Origin of the sequence: Propionicimonas sp., from assembly GCF_034927565.1 — a bacterium.
Classification (GTDB): domain Bacteria; phylum Actinomycetota; class Actinomycetes; order Propionibacteriales; family Propionibacteriaceae; genus Propionicimonas.
In genome coordinates this window covers 18292-34297 of record NZ_JAYFPT010000108.1, presented here as the reverse complement: position 1 = coordinate 34297, position 16006 = coordinate 18292, and the positions used below count along the sequence as shown (strand labels likewise).

Sequence of the window (16006 nt, the reverse complement as noted above, 5' to 3'; positions counted from 1 at the left end):
GGCCGGGACCGGGGACGGTTCCGGTGTCCCGGCTGGTGGTGGGCCGGGGGACGGTTCCTCGGTGTTCGCACAGACTACCCAGCCCGGGCGTGGGACAATGGCGACGGCCGAGCAGGAGGACAGATGGCGGAGTTGAAGGACAGGCTGCGGACGGATCGGGTCGCGGCGATGAAGGCGCGCGACGAGATCGCCAAGAACACCCTCGGGATGGCGTTGACCGCCATCCAGCTCGAGGAGGTGGCCGGGGACGTGGCCCGCGAACTCAGCGACGACGAGGTGCGCACGGTGCTCGTCCGGGAGGTGGCCAAGCGCAAGGACTCCGCGCAGGCCTACACCGATGGCAGGCGTCCCGAACTCGCCGAGAAGGAGTTGGCCGAGGCTGCGGTCCTGCAGGCCTATTTGCCGGCCGCCCTCACCGAGGACGAGGTGGACGCGATCGTCGCCGAGGAGGTCGCCGCAGCAGCGGCGGCGCTGGGCCAGGCGCCCACCATGAAGCAGATGGGGCAGGTCATCAAGGCCGTCAACGCTCGCGCCCAGGGCCGCGCCGAGGGCGCCGTGGTGGCGGCCAAAGTACGCGCCGCCCTCAGCTGAGCCACCCCCACCACCCCCCATCGACCGCCACCCTTGACGTCGAGCGCTCGTCCCAGGGGACGGGCGCTCGGCGCGAAGGCAGGCGCTCAGTTCGGCAGGGCGGGCGCTCGATGAGGCAGCTGGCTCAGTCGGTCCGGGCTGGCTCCGGCAGGGTGACGGTGTAGTTCCGGAAGGGTGTCACGCGCGCGCCGATCAGCAGCATGGTCACCACCACCAAGACGCCGCCGATCGCCGCTGTCAGCGGTGCACCCAACCATTCCGCAGCCAGGCCGTGGAAGACGTCCGCCAGTCTCGGCCCGCCGGCCACGACCACGATGAACACGCCCTGCACCCGTCCGCGGACGGCATCGTCGGTCGCCGCCAGCAGCATGGTCTGGCGGAAGGCGGCCGAGGCCATGTCGGCGGCACCGCCCACGGCAAGCATGACAATGGCCACGACCAGCATCGGCGTCCGCCAGACCGGAGCGAGTCCCACCGCGACACCGAACAGCGCGATCGCGCCACCCCAGATCAGGATGCAGACGATCACCGCCAGGCCCTGGCGACGCACCCGGGAATACCACCCGGAGAAGATGCCGCCCACCAGCGATCCCAGCGGGATGCCGACGAACAGCAGCGCGTAGACCAGCCCACCCTCGGCGCGCTCACCGAAGGACACATGAGCCAGTTCGGGGAACAGCGCCCGCGGCATGCCGAAGATCATCGCCACCAGATCGACGCCGAGGCTGACCAGCACCACCACGTGCCAGCGCAGGAACCGCACTCCCTCAATGATCGAGCGCAGCCCGGGCGAACCAGTGCGTCCCTGGACGGGAAGCCTGGGCAGCCGGATCACGGCACTGAGGGTGGCGAAAAGTGTGATCGTGTCGATCAGATAGAGCCAGGAGAAGCCGACCACCGGGATCAGCGCGCCACCGACCAGCGGTCCGGCGATGGCGCCGGCCGTCATCACCGTCATGTTCAGCGCGTTCGCGGCCGGCAGTTGCTCGTCCGGCAGCAGCCGCGGCAGCACCGCTGTCCGGGTGGGCTGGTTCACCGCGAAGCAGGCCTGCTGCAAGGAGAACACCCCGAGCAGCAACCAGACATTGTTCAAGCCGGCCGCGGCCTGCGCCCAGAAGCAGCCGCTGGTGAGGATCAGGCCGGCGGTGGTGACGATCAGCAGCATCCGGCGGTCGAAGTGGTCGGCCAGGGCCCCGCCCCACAACCCGAAGACGATCAGCGGCACCAGCCCGAACAACCCTGCCAGGCCCACGTACGCCGAGGAGTTGGTGATCGCGTACAGCTGCGCAGGCACCGCGACCACGGTGAGCTGTGCACCGATGACAGTGATGATGTTGGCGACCCACAGCCGACGGAAGGTAGGGGTCTGCAACGGTGTGGTGTCAGCCAGGAGTGCTCTGAGTCCGGCCACGGTGGGACAGCCTACGCTTCGTCTGCGAACCACCCTCTAAGGTGTTCCAGTGCCCGAACTCGGCCTGGAGGGTCTCCTGCTGCTGATCGTCTCGGCCTTCCTGGCCGGCACGGTCGACGCCGTGGTGGGCGGTGGCGGGCTGATCCAGCTGCCCGCGCTGATGGTGGCCTTCCCCGGGGCTGCCCCCGTCCAGTTGCTGGCCACCAACAAGCTCGGGTCAATCGCCGGCACCTCGACCTCGAGCATCACCTACTATCGGCGGGTTCACCCGGACCTGAGGACCGCGCTTCCGCTGGCGGTGGCGGCCTTCGCCGGATCGGCGCTGGGCGCGGTGGTGGCGTCCCAGATCCCGCGCGCGGCGTTCAACCCGATCGTGCTGATCGCCCTGCTGGTGGTCGGTGCCTACGTCATCTTCAAGCCCGAGGTGGGCCGGGTGGAACAACTGCGGCACAGCGGACGGCGGCACTACCTCGCGGCAGCGGTCACCGGCGCCGGCATCGGCTTCTACGACGGTGCGCTGGGTCCGGGAACCGGGTCGTTCCTGGTGTTCGCCCTGGTCGGCTGGTTGGGCTATGCCTTCCTCGAGGCCAGTGCGAAGGCCAAGATCGCCAACTTCGCCACCAACCTGGCCGCTCTGGTGATCTTCATCCCGCAGGGCGCGGTGATGTGGAAGTACGGCCTGATGATCGCTGCCGCCAACCTCGCCGGAGGCTACGTCGGTGCCCGGGTGGCGGTGGCCAAAGGGGTCCGGTTCATCCGGGTGGTGTTCATCGTGGTGGTGGCGGCGTTCGCGGTGAAGATCGGCTGGGACCTGGCCCATCCAGCCTGAGGGTGACCTGAGAACCGGCCGGAGTCGCCCCGAAGCAGCGGCCGGCCACCGCTAGGGTGAAGCATGGCTCCCGTCCTTTCCGTGCTCGCCGGCCTGGCCGCGTTGATCGTCGGCGCTGAACTGGTGGTGCGTTACGGTTCCCGGCTCGCGCGGCGGCTGGGGGTGCCACCCATGATCGTCGGGCTGACGGTGGTCTCGATCGGCACCAGCATCCCCGAACTCGCGGTCGGAGTGGACGCCATGCGGGCGAATGCCGGCTCGCTGGCGATCGGCAACATCGCCGGCACGAACGTGGTCAACCTGCTGCTGATCCTGGGGCTGAGCGCGGCAGTGCGTCCGATCGCCATCGAACGACGGACCCGGCTGCTCGATCTGCCCGGGATGGCCGTGGCCGCCGTCCTGCTCTTCGTATTCACCCTGGGCGGCAGGCTGGATCGCTGGATGGGTTTTCCGCTGATCGGCTTCGCGGTCGCCTACACCGTGCTGCTGGTGCTGTGGACGCGCGGGGAGAACGCCCGCGACCAGCATCTCGCCGCCGAGTACGAGCACGAGTTCCCCGCCGAGCCGAGTCAGCACGGCGGACGACTGCTGGCCTGGTTCGGTGTGCTGCTGATCGCCGGCATCGCGGTGATCGTGGTGGGTGCGGACTGGCTGGTCCACGGCTCGGTCGAACTGGCCCGGATCGTCGGCGTCTCCGACGCGTTCATCGGCCTGACCATTGTCGCGATCGGCACCTCGGCGCCGGAGTTGGTGACCACGGTGATCTCGACCATTCGAGGTGACCGGGACATCGCGATCGGCAACCTGATCGGCTCGAGTGTCTACAACCTGACCCTGATCCTCGGTGTGCCAGTGCTGGTTGCGGACGGCTCGGGGCCGATCGACGCCCAACTGCTGCACATCGATCTGCCGGTCATGGTGGCGGTCTCCCTGCTGTGCGTGCCGTTGTTCCTGACCGGCAAACGGCTCTCGCGGACCGAGGGAGTGTTGTTCGTGGCCGGGTATGTGGTGTACCTGACCTACCTGCTGCTCACCCGGACCTGAGGAAACCGGCCCATGCCAGGCCGTGTCCCGGCGGGCAGGTCGGATGAGAGGATCGGCACGTGATCGAGGTTCCTGCGCTGGTGGCGGCGATCGATGCCGCGTTGCGGGAGCGCGCCGTCCCGGAACGGGCGGCCGGCGAGAAGGCCTACCTGAAGAGTGACCTCGACCACTACGGCACCGCGCTGCCGGTCATCCGCCGGATCGTGCGGACGGAAACCAGGCCCGCGAAGCTCACCCACGACGAGGTGGTGGCGCTGGCCGGCGCGTTGTGGGCGGCGCCGGTGCACGAGCGGCGGGTGGCCGCCTCGGAACTGCTGGTGGCGAAGGTGGACCTGTTGCAGGCCTCGGACATCACCTTGCTGGAGCGGTTGTTGCGGGAGTCTCGCACCTGGGCGCTGGTCGATTCGCTGGCGGCCTCGGCGGTGGGCCCGCTGCTCGCGCGCGAGCCGGGGCTTGGCAGCGCCCTGGATCGCTGGGCCGCCGACGACGACTTCTGGCTGCGGCGCGCGGCGCTGCTGGCCTTGCTGGTGCCGTTGCGCCGCGGCGGTGGTGACTTTGAGCGCTTCGGACGCTACGCCGACACCATGCTGGAAGAGAAGGAGTTCTTCGTTCGCAAGGCGATCGGCTGGGTGCTGCGCGACACTGGCAAACTGCGCCCGGAACTGGTGTTCGACTGGCTGTTGCCCCGCGCCGCACGGGCCTCGGGAGTCACCGTCCGGGAAGCGGTCAAGTACCTGAAGGAGGACCAACGTGCAGCAGTTCTCGCCGTCCGCCGTTAGCCCGACACCGTCGCGCTGGCGTCCGCCGTGGGCCCAGTCGGTCGCGATCATCCTGCTGGTCGTCTGCGTTGGCACCCTGGGCTTCGGCCTGCTGCTGGTGATCTCCGACCTGTCGCGGCACGACGACTTCCTCGACGGCGTCGGGGCGCTGATCGGCGGCATGATCGGCCTTCCCGGACTGCTGGCCGGCATTCCCCTGGTGGTCTTCCTCGCCCGCCGCGGCGGCCGGGTGCCGTTCGTCCTCGGGGTCGCCGTGGCGGTGCTCGGCTTCGCAGCCCTGGTGTGGTTCTTCGGCTTCGCCAACTGATCTCAGCGGAAGTCGCGAGAGGTGTGCCGGATGCCGATCGCAAGGGACTCGATCCGGTCGGCGACCAGATTGCTGACCCCCTCGGGTGAGCGTTCAAGGGTGCCGCGGACGATCAGCGCGGCCGAGCCGCGGGCCACCTGGCGATGCCGCGACCACACCCCCGGTGAGCAGATCACGTTGATCAGGCCGTGCTCGTCCTCCAGGTTGACGAAGGTGATGCCAGAGGCGGTGGACGGGCGCTGCCGGTGGGTGACCAGTCCGGCCACCTCGTAGCGCCGTCCCGGCTCGGCGGTGCGAAGCTCGGCCGAGGTGAGGACGCCCCGCGCCGCCAGCCGGTCGCGAAGGTGACTGATCACGTGGTCGTCGGTGGAGATGCTGGTCGACCACAGGTCGTCGGCCAGCACCTCGAAGCCGGTCGGGTCGGCGAACAGTGGTGGCTGCAGCGGGGTGATGGTGTCCGGCAGCGTGTCGGCCTGGTCGAGAGCCGCCGTCCCGGCCCGCCACAGCGCCTGCCGCCGGCTCAGGTCGAGGCACTCCAGGGCTCCGGCGGTGGCCAGGGTGGACAACTGCGCCTCGGTCAGCCCGGCCCGCCGGGCGAGGTCCTCCATGGAGGTGTAGGCACCGTTCGCGTCGCGTTCGGCGACGATCCGCGTGGCCACGTCCTCGCCGATCCCCCGCACCCCGGCCAGCCCCAGCCGGACGACGACGTTGCCGTCCCGGCGGTGCGCGGGGCTCTCGTCCGGGGCGGTGGGGTCGAACTCGGGGAGCGCTTCGTGGTTGTGGCGGAGGCAGGAATCCCTGCCGGTCACGGAAGGCGTGGGAACGACAGCTTCCAGGGTGGGATGGACGCCGGAGCGCAGCAGATCGGGACGCCGAACCTCGACGCCGTGGCGGCGAGCGTCACCGGTCAGCGTCTCGGAGGAGTAGAAGCCCATCGGCTGGGCGCGCAGCAGCCCGGCCAGGAAGGCTGCCGGGTAGTGCAGCTTGATCCAGGCGCTGGCATAGACCAGCAGCGCGAAGCTCAGCGAGTGCGATTCGGCGAAGCCGAAGTTCGCGAACGCCATGATCTGGCGGTAGATGGTGTCGGCAGCGTCCCCGGTCAGTCCGTTGCGCGCCATCCCCTGGTAGAGCCGCTCCTTGACCGACTCGATCCGCTCCACGCCGCGCTTGGAGCCCATCGCCCGGCGCAGCAGGTCGGCGTCCTCGCCGGAGCACTCGCCGATCACCATCGCCATCTGCATCAGCTGTTCCTGGAAGATCGGCACTCCCAGCGTCCGCTTCAGGACGGGCTTCAGCTTCGGATGCGGGTAGGTGACCGGATCCTGCCCCAGCTTGCGACGGACGAACGGGTGCACCGCCCCGCCCTGGATCGGGCCCGGCCGGATCAGCGCGATCTCGATCACCAGGTCGTAGAACGTCCGTGGCTGCAACCGGGGCAACAGCCCCATCTGGGCACGGGACTCGACCTGGAAGACCCCGATCGAGTCGGCCCGGCAGAGCATGTCGTAGACCGCCTGCTCCTCCTTGGGGAGGGTGGAGAGCTCCCAGTCCTCGCCGGTCGAGGTGCGGATCAGGTCGAAGCAGTACTGCAGCGCAGCCAGCATGCCCAGCCCCAGCAGGTCGAACTTCACCAGGCCCATCCAGGCGGCGTCGTCCTTGTCCCACTGGATCACCGTCCGGTCCTTCATCCGGGCGTGCTCGATCGGCACCACCTCCCCCACCGGACGCTCGGTGAGCACCATGCCGCCGGAGTGGATGCCCAGGTGCCGGGGAGCCTTGAGCAGTTCTGTCGCAAGCTGCCGCACCGGCAGCGGGATGCCGCTCTCGTCCTCGCCGGCCTCGGCCAGCGCGTTCCAGCGCTCGATCTGACGGGCGAAGGCGTCCTGCTGCCCGGGGCTGTAGCCCAGCGCCTTGGCGACATCCCGGACGGCGTTCTTGGGACGGTATTGAATGACATTGCAGACCTGAGCGGCATTGTTGCGGCCGTACTTCTCGAAGACCCACTGGATGACCTTCTCGCGGCGATCGGAGTCGAAGTCGACGTCGATGTCCGGCTCCTCGTCACGCATGGACGACAGGAAGCGCTCGAACGGCAGGCCGTAGTAGATCGCGTCGACAGCAGTGATGCCCAGCAGGTAGCAGACCGCCGAGTTGGCGGCTGAGCCACGCCCCTGGCACAGGATCCCCCACTGTTTGGCCTGGGCGACGATGTCGTGGACGATCAGGAAATAGCCCGGGAAGTCCTTGGCCTCGATCACGTCCAGCTCGTGCTCGATCCGCTGCCGTCCGGCCTGGTCGAGATCCGGGTACTTCTCGGCCGCACCCCGCCAGACCAGTTCGCGCAGCCAGGACATCGGGGTGTGTCCCTCGGGTACCTCCTGTTTGGGCAAGGCGGGCTTGGCCCGGCGCAGCGGGAAGGCGAGTTCGTCGGCCACCTCCACGGTGCGTTCCACCGCCCCCGGGTAGCGGGCGAACCGGGCCCGCATCTCCGCCCCGGAACGCAGGAAGGCGGTGCCGGCGGCCGGCAACCAGCCGTCCAGGGCCTCCATGCTGCGGTTGGCGCGGATCGCCGCCACCACCTGGGCCAGTTGATGCTTGGCCGGGGTGGCGTAGTGGACGTTGCCGGTGGCCACCACCGGCACCCCGGCCCGTCCAGCGATCGCCGCCAGCGCGTCGTTGTGCGCCGAATCCAGCGGATAGCCATGGTCGGTCAGTTCGACATAGACCCGGCCGAACCGGTCGACCAGCTCGTGCAGTTCACGCGCGGCAGCGTCCGGGCCGGAGGCAACCAACGCCTGCCGCACCGCTCCCTTGCGACAGCCGGTCAGCACCACCCAGTGCCCGCCGGAGCGCTCGGCCAACTCGTCGAGGTCGTAGTGCGGCCGGCCCTTCTCCTGCCCGGCGAGCTGGGCGTGGGTGAGCGCCCCGGCCAGCCGGTGGTAGCCCTCCTCCCCCGCCGCCAGCACCAGCAGGTGACTGCCGACCGGGTCAGGGACGCCATTCTGCGGGGCGGGCAACTCCAGCGACAGCTCGGCACCGAAGACCGTCTTCACGCCGGTGGGCTCGGCCGCCTCGGCGAACCGGACGATGCCGTACAACCCGTCGTGATCGGTCAGAGCCAGGGCGTGCAGCCCGAGCCGCTCGGCCTGTTCGGCCAGGGCGAACGGGTCGGAGGCGCCGTCCAGGAAGGAGTAGGACGAGTGGGCGTGCAGTTCGGCGTACGGCACCGCATCGGACGGACGGACGATCGGCGGTGGCTGGTAAGGCTTCCGCTTCCGGGAGAACGGCACATCCCGTTCCGGCAGCTGGCGGCCGGACAGCGTCCCCTCCAGCTGTGACCAGGTGACCGGCGGGTTGTGGTAGCCCATCAGTCGTACCTCCCCTCGGCCCACCAGCCGCCGTCCGGGTCGAGCACCAGCAGCCAGGCGCCACCGGTGTCGTCGGCGACCTGGAAGCGGCAGCCGTTGCGGGCCCGGTCCGGATCCCAGCCGCGTTCGGCCACCGGCCACGGCCCGGCCCAGCCCGCCGTCCGCAGCCGGGCGGAGCCCACCACCAGCTGGGCGGGTTCGCCGGTCAGCAGCAGTCGGTCGTCCACCCGTACCCGGACGCCGTCGGCATCGAGCAGCTCGACTCTGCGATTCCGTGGTGGGAAGACGGTGGCCGGCAGCGGGTCGGGCAGGCTGCCCGGCCAGGGTCTGTCCAGTGGCTGCGGCAGCACCGGACGGTCACCCCAGGGCACCAGCACCTGCCGCTCGTCCAGCCAACGGCCGCCACCCACCGCCGGGGTGGCGACGCCCTCGTGGCCCAGCATTGCCTGCACCCGGGTGAGTGCGTGGTGCACCAACTCGTCGCCGCCCGGGCCGAACAGCCCCGGTGCATGGTGGGAGATCGCGTCGGTCGCCACCGGTTCGAGCCGGACCCGGACCAGCGGGCTGCCGATCGTGTCACCGGCAGCGGCCTGCAACTGCCAGCGCACCCGGTCGACCACGGCCGCCGCGTCGAAACAGGCCGGGTGCAGCCACACTCGCTCGCTGCGTTCGCCCTGCTCGGCGCTCAGGGTGACCCGCAGTTCGGTGCAGACCAGGTTGGCTGCCGCCAGGCCAGCGACGAACTCCTCGGCGGTGGCGCGGCTGCTGAACGCCACCTGCTCGGCCAGTTCCAGCGGTGGCTCGAAGTCGACCTGGCGGGCCAGTTCCGGCGGTGGGACGCGCGGCTGGACCGGACGGGAATCCGCCCCACCGGCCAGGGCGTGCAGCCGCACCCCGCGCTCGCCGAACCGGTCGCGCACCTGGGCGACGTCCATACCGGCGAAGTCGCCGAGCCGGCGGATTCCCAGCCTGGGCAGCAGGGAGGCCAGCTCCGGGTCGTCCAGCCGGTTGACTGGCAGCGGTGCCAGGAAGGCTGCGGCTTCTCCGGCCGGCACCACCCGGATCGGGTTGCCGTCGCGGGCGGCCTGTTCGGCAGTGAACACCCCGTCGGCCACCCCGGCCCGGCCGTCGCCGATACCCAGCTCGTCGCTCCCGGCCAGCAGGGCGGCGGCAGCCTGCGGCTCACCGCCGTAGTAGCGGGCCGGACCGCGCGCCCGCAGCGCCACCAACCCCGGCCGGATCAACTGCACCCCGGGGGCCGCCTGCTCGACCAACTGCAGTAGCGGGGCGAACTCGTGCTCGTCGCGGGCCGGATCGGCAGCGATCACCGTCAGTTGCGGGCAGCGCGACTGGGCCTCCCGGCGCCGTTGCCCCGGCCGGACCCCCTCGGCGTGTGCCTGGCTGGAGCAGGAGACCACCTGGTTCGCCTCGATCACCGCCACTGGACCCTCCGGCGCGTCGCTGGCCAGCCGCCAGGCGGTCACCGGCCATTCCGGGAACCACAACACTAGGCACCGCACCGGTGCCGTCCTGCCGGGCATCAGCCGGCCGCCTGCAATCCGAACGATGCCGGGGATACTCCTGCAGGGGCGCGATGGTTCCCGGAATCACCGGTCAGGGCGTCAGGCTGCAGAGCGGTCAGCCGTCCACGCTGATCGGGCATCAGCAACCGGGCCGTCCGGACGAGCCCGTGCCGGGTGCGGGCGGTCACCTCCACCTCGCGCCCGCTCAGGTAACCGTGGCCCTCGCCCAGGCCGGACCAGCGGGCACGGCCGAGGGAGAGCGATGCCTCGACTCGGGGCCACGCGCCGCAGGTCAGCAGGACGCAGCCACGTTCCCGCAGCCGGGCAGTCAGCCGGTTGGCGTCGGCTGGGTTGACCCGGCCGGACGGACGGACGGCCACCACCCCCATCACCTCGGCCAGTGCCGCCACCACCGAGAGCCAGCGCGCCCCCGGCCATGGCACCAGGGCGAGCCGCTCCAGCGCGACGCCAGCACCGGCGGCCGCCTCCACGCCGAACTCCGGGATCCCGACCACCGAGCACCACGTCCCGGCTGTCGAAGGTTCGGCCAACAGGGCGAACAGCAGGGCTCCCCCACTCACCTGATAGGTGCACCCCGGACGCAGCACGCCGTCCGGCAGCAGCCCCGCCAACGCGGGATGGACACCCACCACAGGCTGCACGCGTGCCCGGCTCGTGGCGCGCAACTGCTGCAGCAGGAGCTCCCTGCTGGCTGGCTCAGCGACCCGGACCGACACCCCACCATCTTCGAACGTATGTTCGAATCAGTCAAGCGCCAGCGTCTCCGCAGCGTCTCCGCAGCTTGTCTCCGCAGCTTTTCTCAGCGGGATGGATCCTCGTGCCCTGCGCTCATGGCGCGGTCGTCACAACCGGGATCGAACTGCTGCTGGTGCTGGCCACCGTGGCATAGCCGGAGAGCTTGCCGGTGACCCTGACAGTCACCAGCGCACCGAGGTCGGCGGTGGCGAGCTGGTAGCTGGCCTTGGTCGCCTTGCGGATTGCGACGCCGTCCCGCAGCCACTGGTAGCTGAACTTCGTCTTCTTCGTCCAGCTGCCCGGCCGGGCCTTGAGGGTGGAGCCGACGGCCATGGTCCCGGTAGTGGTCACCGTGCCGACCGCCAGTACCTTGGCTGTTGCCTTGCTGGTCGTCGTGGCGGTGGCATGGCCGGTCAGGGTGCCGGTCACCTTGACGGTGATCTTCTTGCCGGCCTGGCCGGATCCCAGCAGCAGGGTCTGTCGGGTCTGTCCCGAGATTGCCTTGTTGTTGGCGTACCACCGGTAGGTGAAGGACGCTCCCGGGCTCCAGGTCCCGGGCCGGGCAGTCAGGGTCAGGCCCGTTCCCGCGGTGCCGGAGATGGACGGCGTGCCTGCGAGCAGCACCTTCGCTGCCGGTTTGCTCTCCCGGGCGACTGTCGCATAGCCGGAGAGCTTTCCGGTGACCCGCACGGTGATGAGCCTGCCCGCATCGGCCTTGGTGAGCTTGTAGCTGGCCTTGGTCGCCTTGCGGATCGCGACGCCGTCCCGCAGCCACTGGTAGCTGAACTTCGTCTTCTTCGTCCAACTGCCCGGCTTGGCCTTCACTGTCGAGCCGACCACGTAACTGCCGCTGACCGTCGGGGTCCCGGCCGTGGCCACCTTGCCGGTCGCCGCACTGATCCGTGATGCCTTCGCCGGATAACCGGGGAAGGAACCACTGACCTTCACCGTGAGCTTCTTCCCCTTCTGGCTGCTGGTCAGCGTCAGGGCCGGCTTGGTGGCGCCCGAGATCGCCTTGCCGTTCGCATACCACTGGTAGCTGAACGTCATGTCCTCTTCCCAGGTGCCCGGGACCGCCGTCACCGTGGAGCCGGCGGCGACCGGTCCAGTGATGATGGGCACCTTGGTCTGCATGATCGGCCAGGTCACCGGTGAGATCGCGGTGAAGGAGTTGTTGCCGACCTTCGAGGTGACCTTCACCTGCAACTGGTGGTCGCGATCAGCGGTGCCCGGGGTGTAGGTGGCCGCGGTGGCCTTGCTGATCGACGCGCCGTCGCGCAGCCACTGGTAGCCGAAGGTGGTCTTCTTCCACGTGCCCACACCGCGATCCACTTTCTGGGGGATGCCCGTCCCGGGTTCCCCGGTGGGTAGCGGCCAGAGCACGTCGGGGATCATGGCTCCCGAGTAGGAATGGAGCATCACATAGTTGCCTTCGACGGCCAGCCGGGCACCTTTGGGCAACTCCCAGTCGGCCACCAGGTACACGTTGAAGGGCAGGTTGGCGAAGGTCACTTTTCCCTTGGAATCGGTGAAGAGGTAGTCGACCTGGACCCATTCGGACTGGTCCTTGTCCCACACCTGGAGAGCCAGGCCCTGACCGCTGATCGGCTTCTTCGCCGAACTGGTCACGGTCGCGGTGACCGAGCCGACCCGCGCCAGCTCTGCGTCCGCCCGCACCGGAGCGTCACCCGCGCCAATCGTGATGATGGTGGCTGACTGTCGGCTGCTGGCGTCATTCCACCACTCGGTGACCAGCCCTCGGCCGGAGAACTTGAGGAGGTATTGGCCCGGGGCCAGGTGCTCGAAGTCGTAATAGCCGTAGCCGTCGGTCACGGCGGAGGCGACCGGTGAGCCGCTGGCGCTGTCCTGTCGCCACAGTTCGACCGTGATGCCACCCAGCGGGGGTGGCGAGTAGTCGTCCCAGGTCCAGCCGTAGACGGTGCCACCGGTGTCTACCAGTTGCGGGGCGACGGCTTTCTGCGCGGTCTGAACCTGTGTCCTGGCCACCTCGGTGGTGCGGGCGGCAGCGCGCTGGTGATGCCGTGGACCGGTCAGCGGGGGCGGACCGGCAGGACCGGTCTTCGCCTGGTCCGCGGGCGCCGCCGCCGTGCTGGTCGCGACGGGTGTGGTCTGCTGCACTCCGACCGGCGCGCCGGCGGCGGTCACCTCGTCCGGTGGTCCTGACGGATCGCCCTGCGCCTGCGCCGGCACCGAACCCGCGGCCCACAGCAGAGCGGTGGCGAGGGCCGCTGCCAGCGTGCGGTGGCTGAGCCTGTGTGGACGAGCGGTGGGTTGTTTCATGATGCGCCCCCTTGAGCCAGGACGAGGAGCTGTTCGCTGTGTCCCTGCTGTGAACAATAGGCGGAGGCAGTCGGCTCCGCGAGCCATTCGCCGAGAATGCCGTACGACCATCGCCGGGCCGGGGCCGGTCGACCGGCGGATGAGCTTCCCGCTGCCCAGCGTTGATGCCGGAGCCCGGCTGGAGCGATGACGCAATTCCGCGTCTGGATGCCCCGCCGACGGCCAGAACCGCGTCTCAGCGCCATCGACGCGCTGAATCGCGTCACGAGGCTGAACCCGTGGCCGGCCCGCCCTTTGCCTCGAACCTGCTGGTCGTGCGGCCGATGCCGCCGACCATGCTGGCGGTATGCTCGTCGCGCCCGGCCCGGAGGCGGCACAGGGATGCTGCCTTGCTGGCAGGGGTTGACGTCTCCGGGGCGTGGCTCCGGTCGCCCTACAAGGTGTGCGGCTGGTCGTCCGATTCGGCGTTCGCCCTCAGGATGTGAAATCCTTTCCTGATGCGCCCTTACCTTGAGATTCTGCGGATCCCGGGCGCCCTGAAGTTCTCCTCAGCCGGCCTGTTGGCCCGTTCCGGCGGTGCCATGATGGGGATCGGCCTGGTGCTGATGGTCTCCGGGCTGTACGGCAGCTACGAGCTGGCCGGGGCCCTGGCCGCCGCCAACGGAGCCGCCTGGGCGATCGGGACGGCCGTGCTGTCCAACCTGGTCGACCGGTACGGTCAGCGTCGGGTGATGCTGCCGGCGGTGGTCGCCAGCAGCATCGCCCTGGCACTCATGGTCGTGTTCGCTGTCCTGCAGTTGCCGGTCTGGGCGCTGTTCCCTCCGGCCATCATCAGCGGCGCCACGGGCGGTGCCCCCGGTGCGTTGGTGCGGGCACGCTGGAGTCACGTCACCGACGACGCTCATCAACTCCATACGGCGTTCTCACTGGAGTCCAGTCTGGACGAACTCACCTTCGTGATCGGGCCGGTGGTCGCCACCGCGCTCGCCACCACCGTGCATCCGGCCTCCGGGCTGGTACTGCCGGTCGTGCTGTCGCTGATCGGGGCCTGGCTGTTCTACTCCCAGCGCGCCACCGAGCCGCCAGTACTGCCGCGGGTGCAGGCCCCGTCCGGTCAGCCGGCGCTGCAGCGGCTGGTGCTGGCGATCCCGGGCGTCGGGCCGGTGATCGCGGCGAACCTGCTGATCGGTGCGGTCTTCGGCAGCATCGACATCACCGTCGTTGCCGCAACCTCCTCCTGGGATGCCCGCGCCGCGTCGGGCATCGTGCTCGGCGTGTTCTCGCTCGCGTCCGCGATCGCCGGCCTCTACTACGGGTCGCGGCACTGGAACTGGTCACTCCCGGTGCGCTTCGTGGTCGGCTTCGCTGCCCTCATGGTGGCCGCCTGGGGTCTGCTGCTGGCCAACTCCGTCGTGACCCTCACCGCGGTCGGCGTGGCGATCGGGCTCACCATCGCCCCCACCCTGACCAACGGCAACAGCCTGATCGGCCGGCTGGCCCCGGCCGAACGGCTCACCGAGGGCCTGGCCTGGATGGGCACCGGCATCGGGATCGGCGCCGCGTTCGGCTCGAGTTTCGCCGGCCAGGCGATCGACAATGCCGGCTACCACGCGGGTTTCGTGGTGGTCGCGGTCTGCGCGTCCCTGGCGGCCCTGATCGCGCTGGTCTCCTTCCGGGTCCTGACCAGGGTCACCCGCCCGGCCGAAGAGTCCCTGCCGACCGTCGCCTGAGCTGGCCGGCCGTGGTTCGCCGACGGGTGAAAGCCCGGCTTCCCCGCCGGACATGAACAGACGTGAGCACCATGCCCGACCTTGACCGCCGCACCCGGTACGAGGGTGTCGTCAGGCAGGTCATCGAACCGGTGCGGCGCTACCTCGCCCGGCGTACCGACGCCACCACCGCTGAGGATGTCCTGGCCGACACCTTGTTGGTCTGCTGGCGCCGGCTGGACGACGTGCCTGCCGAGCCGCTGCCGTGGGTATACGTGGTGGCTCGCAATTGTCTGGCGAATGCCGAACGTGCCGCCCGCCGGCAGGGCAGGTTGGTGCGCAAGCTCGGCGCCACCGCAGGCCCGTCCACCGTCCCCGGCCCCGACTCCGACGGCGGGGATCCGGTGCTCGCCTGCGCACTGGCGAACCTGCGTCCGGCCGATGCCGAACTGTTGCGGCTGTGGGCCTGGGACGAGCTCACGCCGGGCGAGCTCGCCGGCGTGCTCGGCGTCAGCGAGAACGCCGTGAACATCCGGCTCCACCGGGCCAGAGGCCGGCTCCGGGACGAATTGCGAAAGTGCGCCGAGCTGGCCGGACATGACCGGGGTGAAAGGAGGACGGACCGATGACCACGCCAGATGAAGACGACGACCTGCTGTCCCGGCTGCGCGCAGCCGATCCGGTCCGCGACCTCGAAGCCCTTCCGGACGATCGGATCCTTCGCATGATCAACGCAGCGACCGCCAGCAACCCACAGCCCGCCTCCTCCCCCGCACGGTCACCGCGGCGACCGCTGCTGATCGGCCTGACCGGTGCCACCGGCCTGGCCGCGGTGGCCTTCGCCGCGGTGGCCGTGTTCTCCCCCACCACCGCTTCGGCGACCCGGCTGGTGATGCCGGACGATCCTGGCCTGGCCGCCGGCAGTTGCCCGGCGCTCGACGCCGAACAACTGAAGAGTTCTCCGCTGACGATGGCCTTCTCCGGCCGGGTCACGGCCGTTCAGGGCAGCGAGGCGACCCTGGAGGTCACCGAGGTCTTCACCGGCGATCCCGGCAGGCAGGTGGTGGTCGAGCGCACCACCGCGGAGTCCGGCGACTACTCGGGCTTCGATCTGGTCCAGGGCCAGGACTACCTGATCTCCACGGTCGAGGCCGGCCAGCCCGACGCGGCTGCCGAGATCGCGTTGTGCGGCGTCTCCGGCCCGGCCAGCTCTGAACTGCGGGCGATCTACGAAGCCGCCTTCGGCTGACAGGTGGTGGCCGGAGCGGTTCACCCGTCCCGGGCCTCCCACGCCGGACCACCCCGCGTCCGGCCAACTCCCTCCCAACTCCCTCGGGCCTGTCGTGATCTCCCAGACCTGCGGCGAGCAGCAAAGCTGCCCCGAGCGG

General features: G+C 70.0%; 13 protein-coding genes. 8 read left to right on the top strand and 5 right to left on the bottom strand.

Features of this window, described 5'->3' with window-relative positions:
- Positions 1-123 precede the first annotated feature (123 nt).
- The gene (locus VB080_RS15055; RefSeq protein ID WP_323419268.1) at positions 124-591 is read left to right on the top strand and encodes a GatB/YqeY domain-containing protein; all 468 of its coding nucleotides are present in this window, start codon (positions 124-126) and stop codon (positions 589-591) included.
- A gap of 124 nt (positions 592-715) precedes the next feature.
- On the opposite strand, the gene VB080_RS15050 is transcribed toward VB080_RS15055, so the two are convergent.
- Positions 716-2002 carry an MFS transporter gene (locus VB080_RS15050; protein WP_323419267.1) on the bottom strand — a complete coding sequence of 429 codons (1287 nt, stop codon included), beginning with the start codon at positions 2000-2002 and terminating at the stop codon, positions 716-718.
- 49 nt (positions 2003-2051) lie between these two features.
- Here VB080_RS15050 and VB080_RS15045 point away from each other — a divergent pair, with 49 nt between their 5' ends.
- The 4 genes from VB080_RS15045 to VB080_RS15030 all read left to right on the top strand — a co-directional run bounded on the left by VB080_RS15045 (position 2052) and on the right by VB080_RS15030 (position 4961).
- Positions 2052-2831, top strand: coding sequence for a sulfite exporter TauE/SafE family protein (locus VB080_RS15045; RefSeq protein WP_323419266.1), 780 nt, complete (start codon positions 2052-2054; stop codon positions 2829-2831).
- 63 nt (positions 2832-2894) lie between these two features.
- Positions 2895-3875, top strand: a complete 981-nt coding sequence (locus VB080_RS15040; protein WP_323419265.1) for a calcium/sodium antiporter — start codon at positions 2895-2897, stop codon at positions 3873-3875.
- Positions 3876-3934: 59 nt separating this feature from the next.
- On the top strand, positions 3935-4654 hold the full coding sequence (locus tag VB080_RS15035) for a DNA alkylation repair protein (protein WP_323419264.1): 720 nt from the start codon (positions 3935-3937) through the stop codon (positions 4652-4654).
- Positions 4626-4961, top strand: coding sequence for a hypothetical protein (locus VB080_RS15030; protein ID WP_323419263.1), 336 nt, complete (start codon positions 4626-4628; stop codon positions 4959-4961). The genes VB080_RS15035 and VB080_RS15030 overlap by 29 nt, the downstream gene beginning before the upstream one ends.
- A gap of 2 nt (positions 4962-4963) precedes the next feature.
- On the opposite strand, the gene VB080_RS15025 is transcribed toward VB080_RS15030, so the two are convergent.
- The 4 genes from VB080_RS15025 to VB080_RS15010 all read right to left on the bottom strand — a co-directional run bounded on the left by VB080_RS15025 (position 4964) and on the right by VB080_RS15010 (position 12909).
- Positions 4964-8329 carry an error-prone DNA polymerase gene (locus tag VB080_RS15025; protein WP_323419262.1) on the bottom strand — a complete coding sequence of 1122 codons (3366 nt, stop codon included), beginning with the start codon at positions 8327-8329 and terminating at the stop codon, positions 4964-4966.
- Positions 8329-9813, bottom strand: coding sequence for a DNA polymerase Y family protein (locus tag VB080_RS15020; RefSeq protein ID WP_323419261.1), 1485 nt, complete (start codon positions 9811-9813; stop codon positions 8329-8331). The genes VB080_RS15025 and VB080_RS15020 overlap by 1 nt, the downstream gene beginning before the upstream one ends.
- A gap of 56 nt (positions 9814-9869) precedes the next feature.
- On the bottom strand, positions 9870-10589 hold the full coding sequence (locus VB080_RS15015) for a hypothetical protein (protein WP_323419260.1): 720 nt from the start codon (positions 10587-10589) through the stop codon (positions 9870-9872).
- 112 nt (positions 10590-10701) lie between these two features.
- Positions 10702-12909, bottom strand: a complete 2208-nt coding sequence (locus VB080_RS15010) for a hypothetical protein (RefSeq protein ID WP_323419259.1) — start codon at positions 12907-12909, stop codon at positions 10702-10704.
- A 497-nt stretch (positions 12910-13406) separates the two neighbouring features.
- Here VB080_RS15010 and VB080_RS15005 point away from each other — a divergent pair, with 497 nt between their 5' ends.
- From VB080_RS15005 to VB080_RS14995, 3 genes are all read left to right on the top strand, one after another.
- On the top strand, positions 13407-14639 hold the full coding sequence (locus tag VB080_RS15005; RefSeq protein ID WP_323419258.1) for an MFS transporter: 1233 nt from the start codon (positions 13407-13409) through the stop codon (positions 14637-14639).
- A 71-nt stretch (positions 14640-14710) separates the two neighbouring features.
- Entirely contained in the window at positions 14711-15247 is a 537-nt protein-coding gene (locus VB080_RS15000; RefSeq protein ID WP_323419257.1) for a sigma-70 family RNA polymerase sigma factor, read from the top strand.
- Positions 15244-15867 carry a hypothetical protein gene (locus VB080_RS14995; protein WP_323419256.1) on the top strand — a complete coding sequence of 208 codons (624 nt, stop codon included), beginning with the start codon at positions 15244-15246 and terminating at the stop codon, positions 15865-15867. Before VB080_RS15000 ends, VB080_RS14995 begins: the two co-directional genes overlap by 4 nt.
- The last annotated feature ends 139 nt before the right edge of the window (positions 15868-16006 follow it).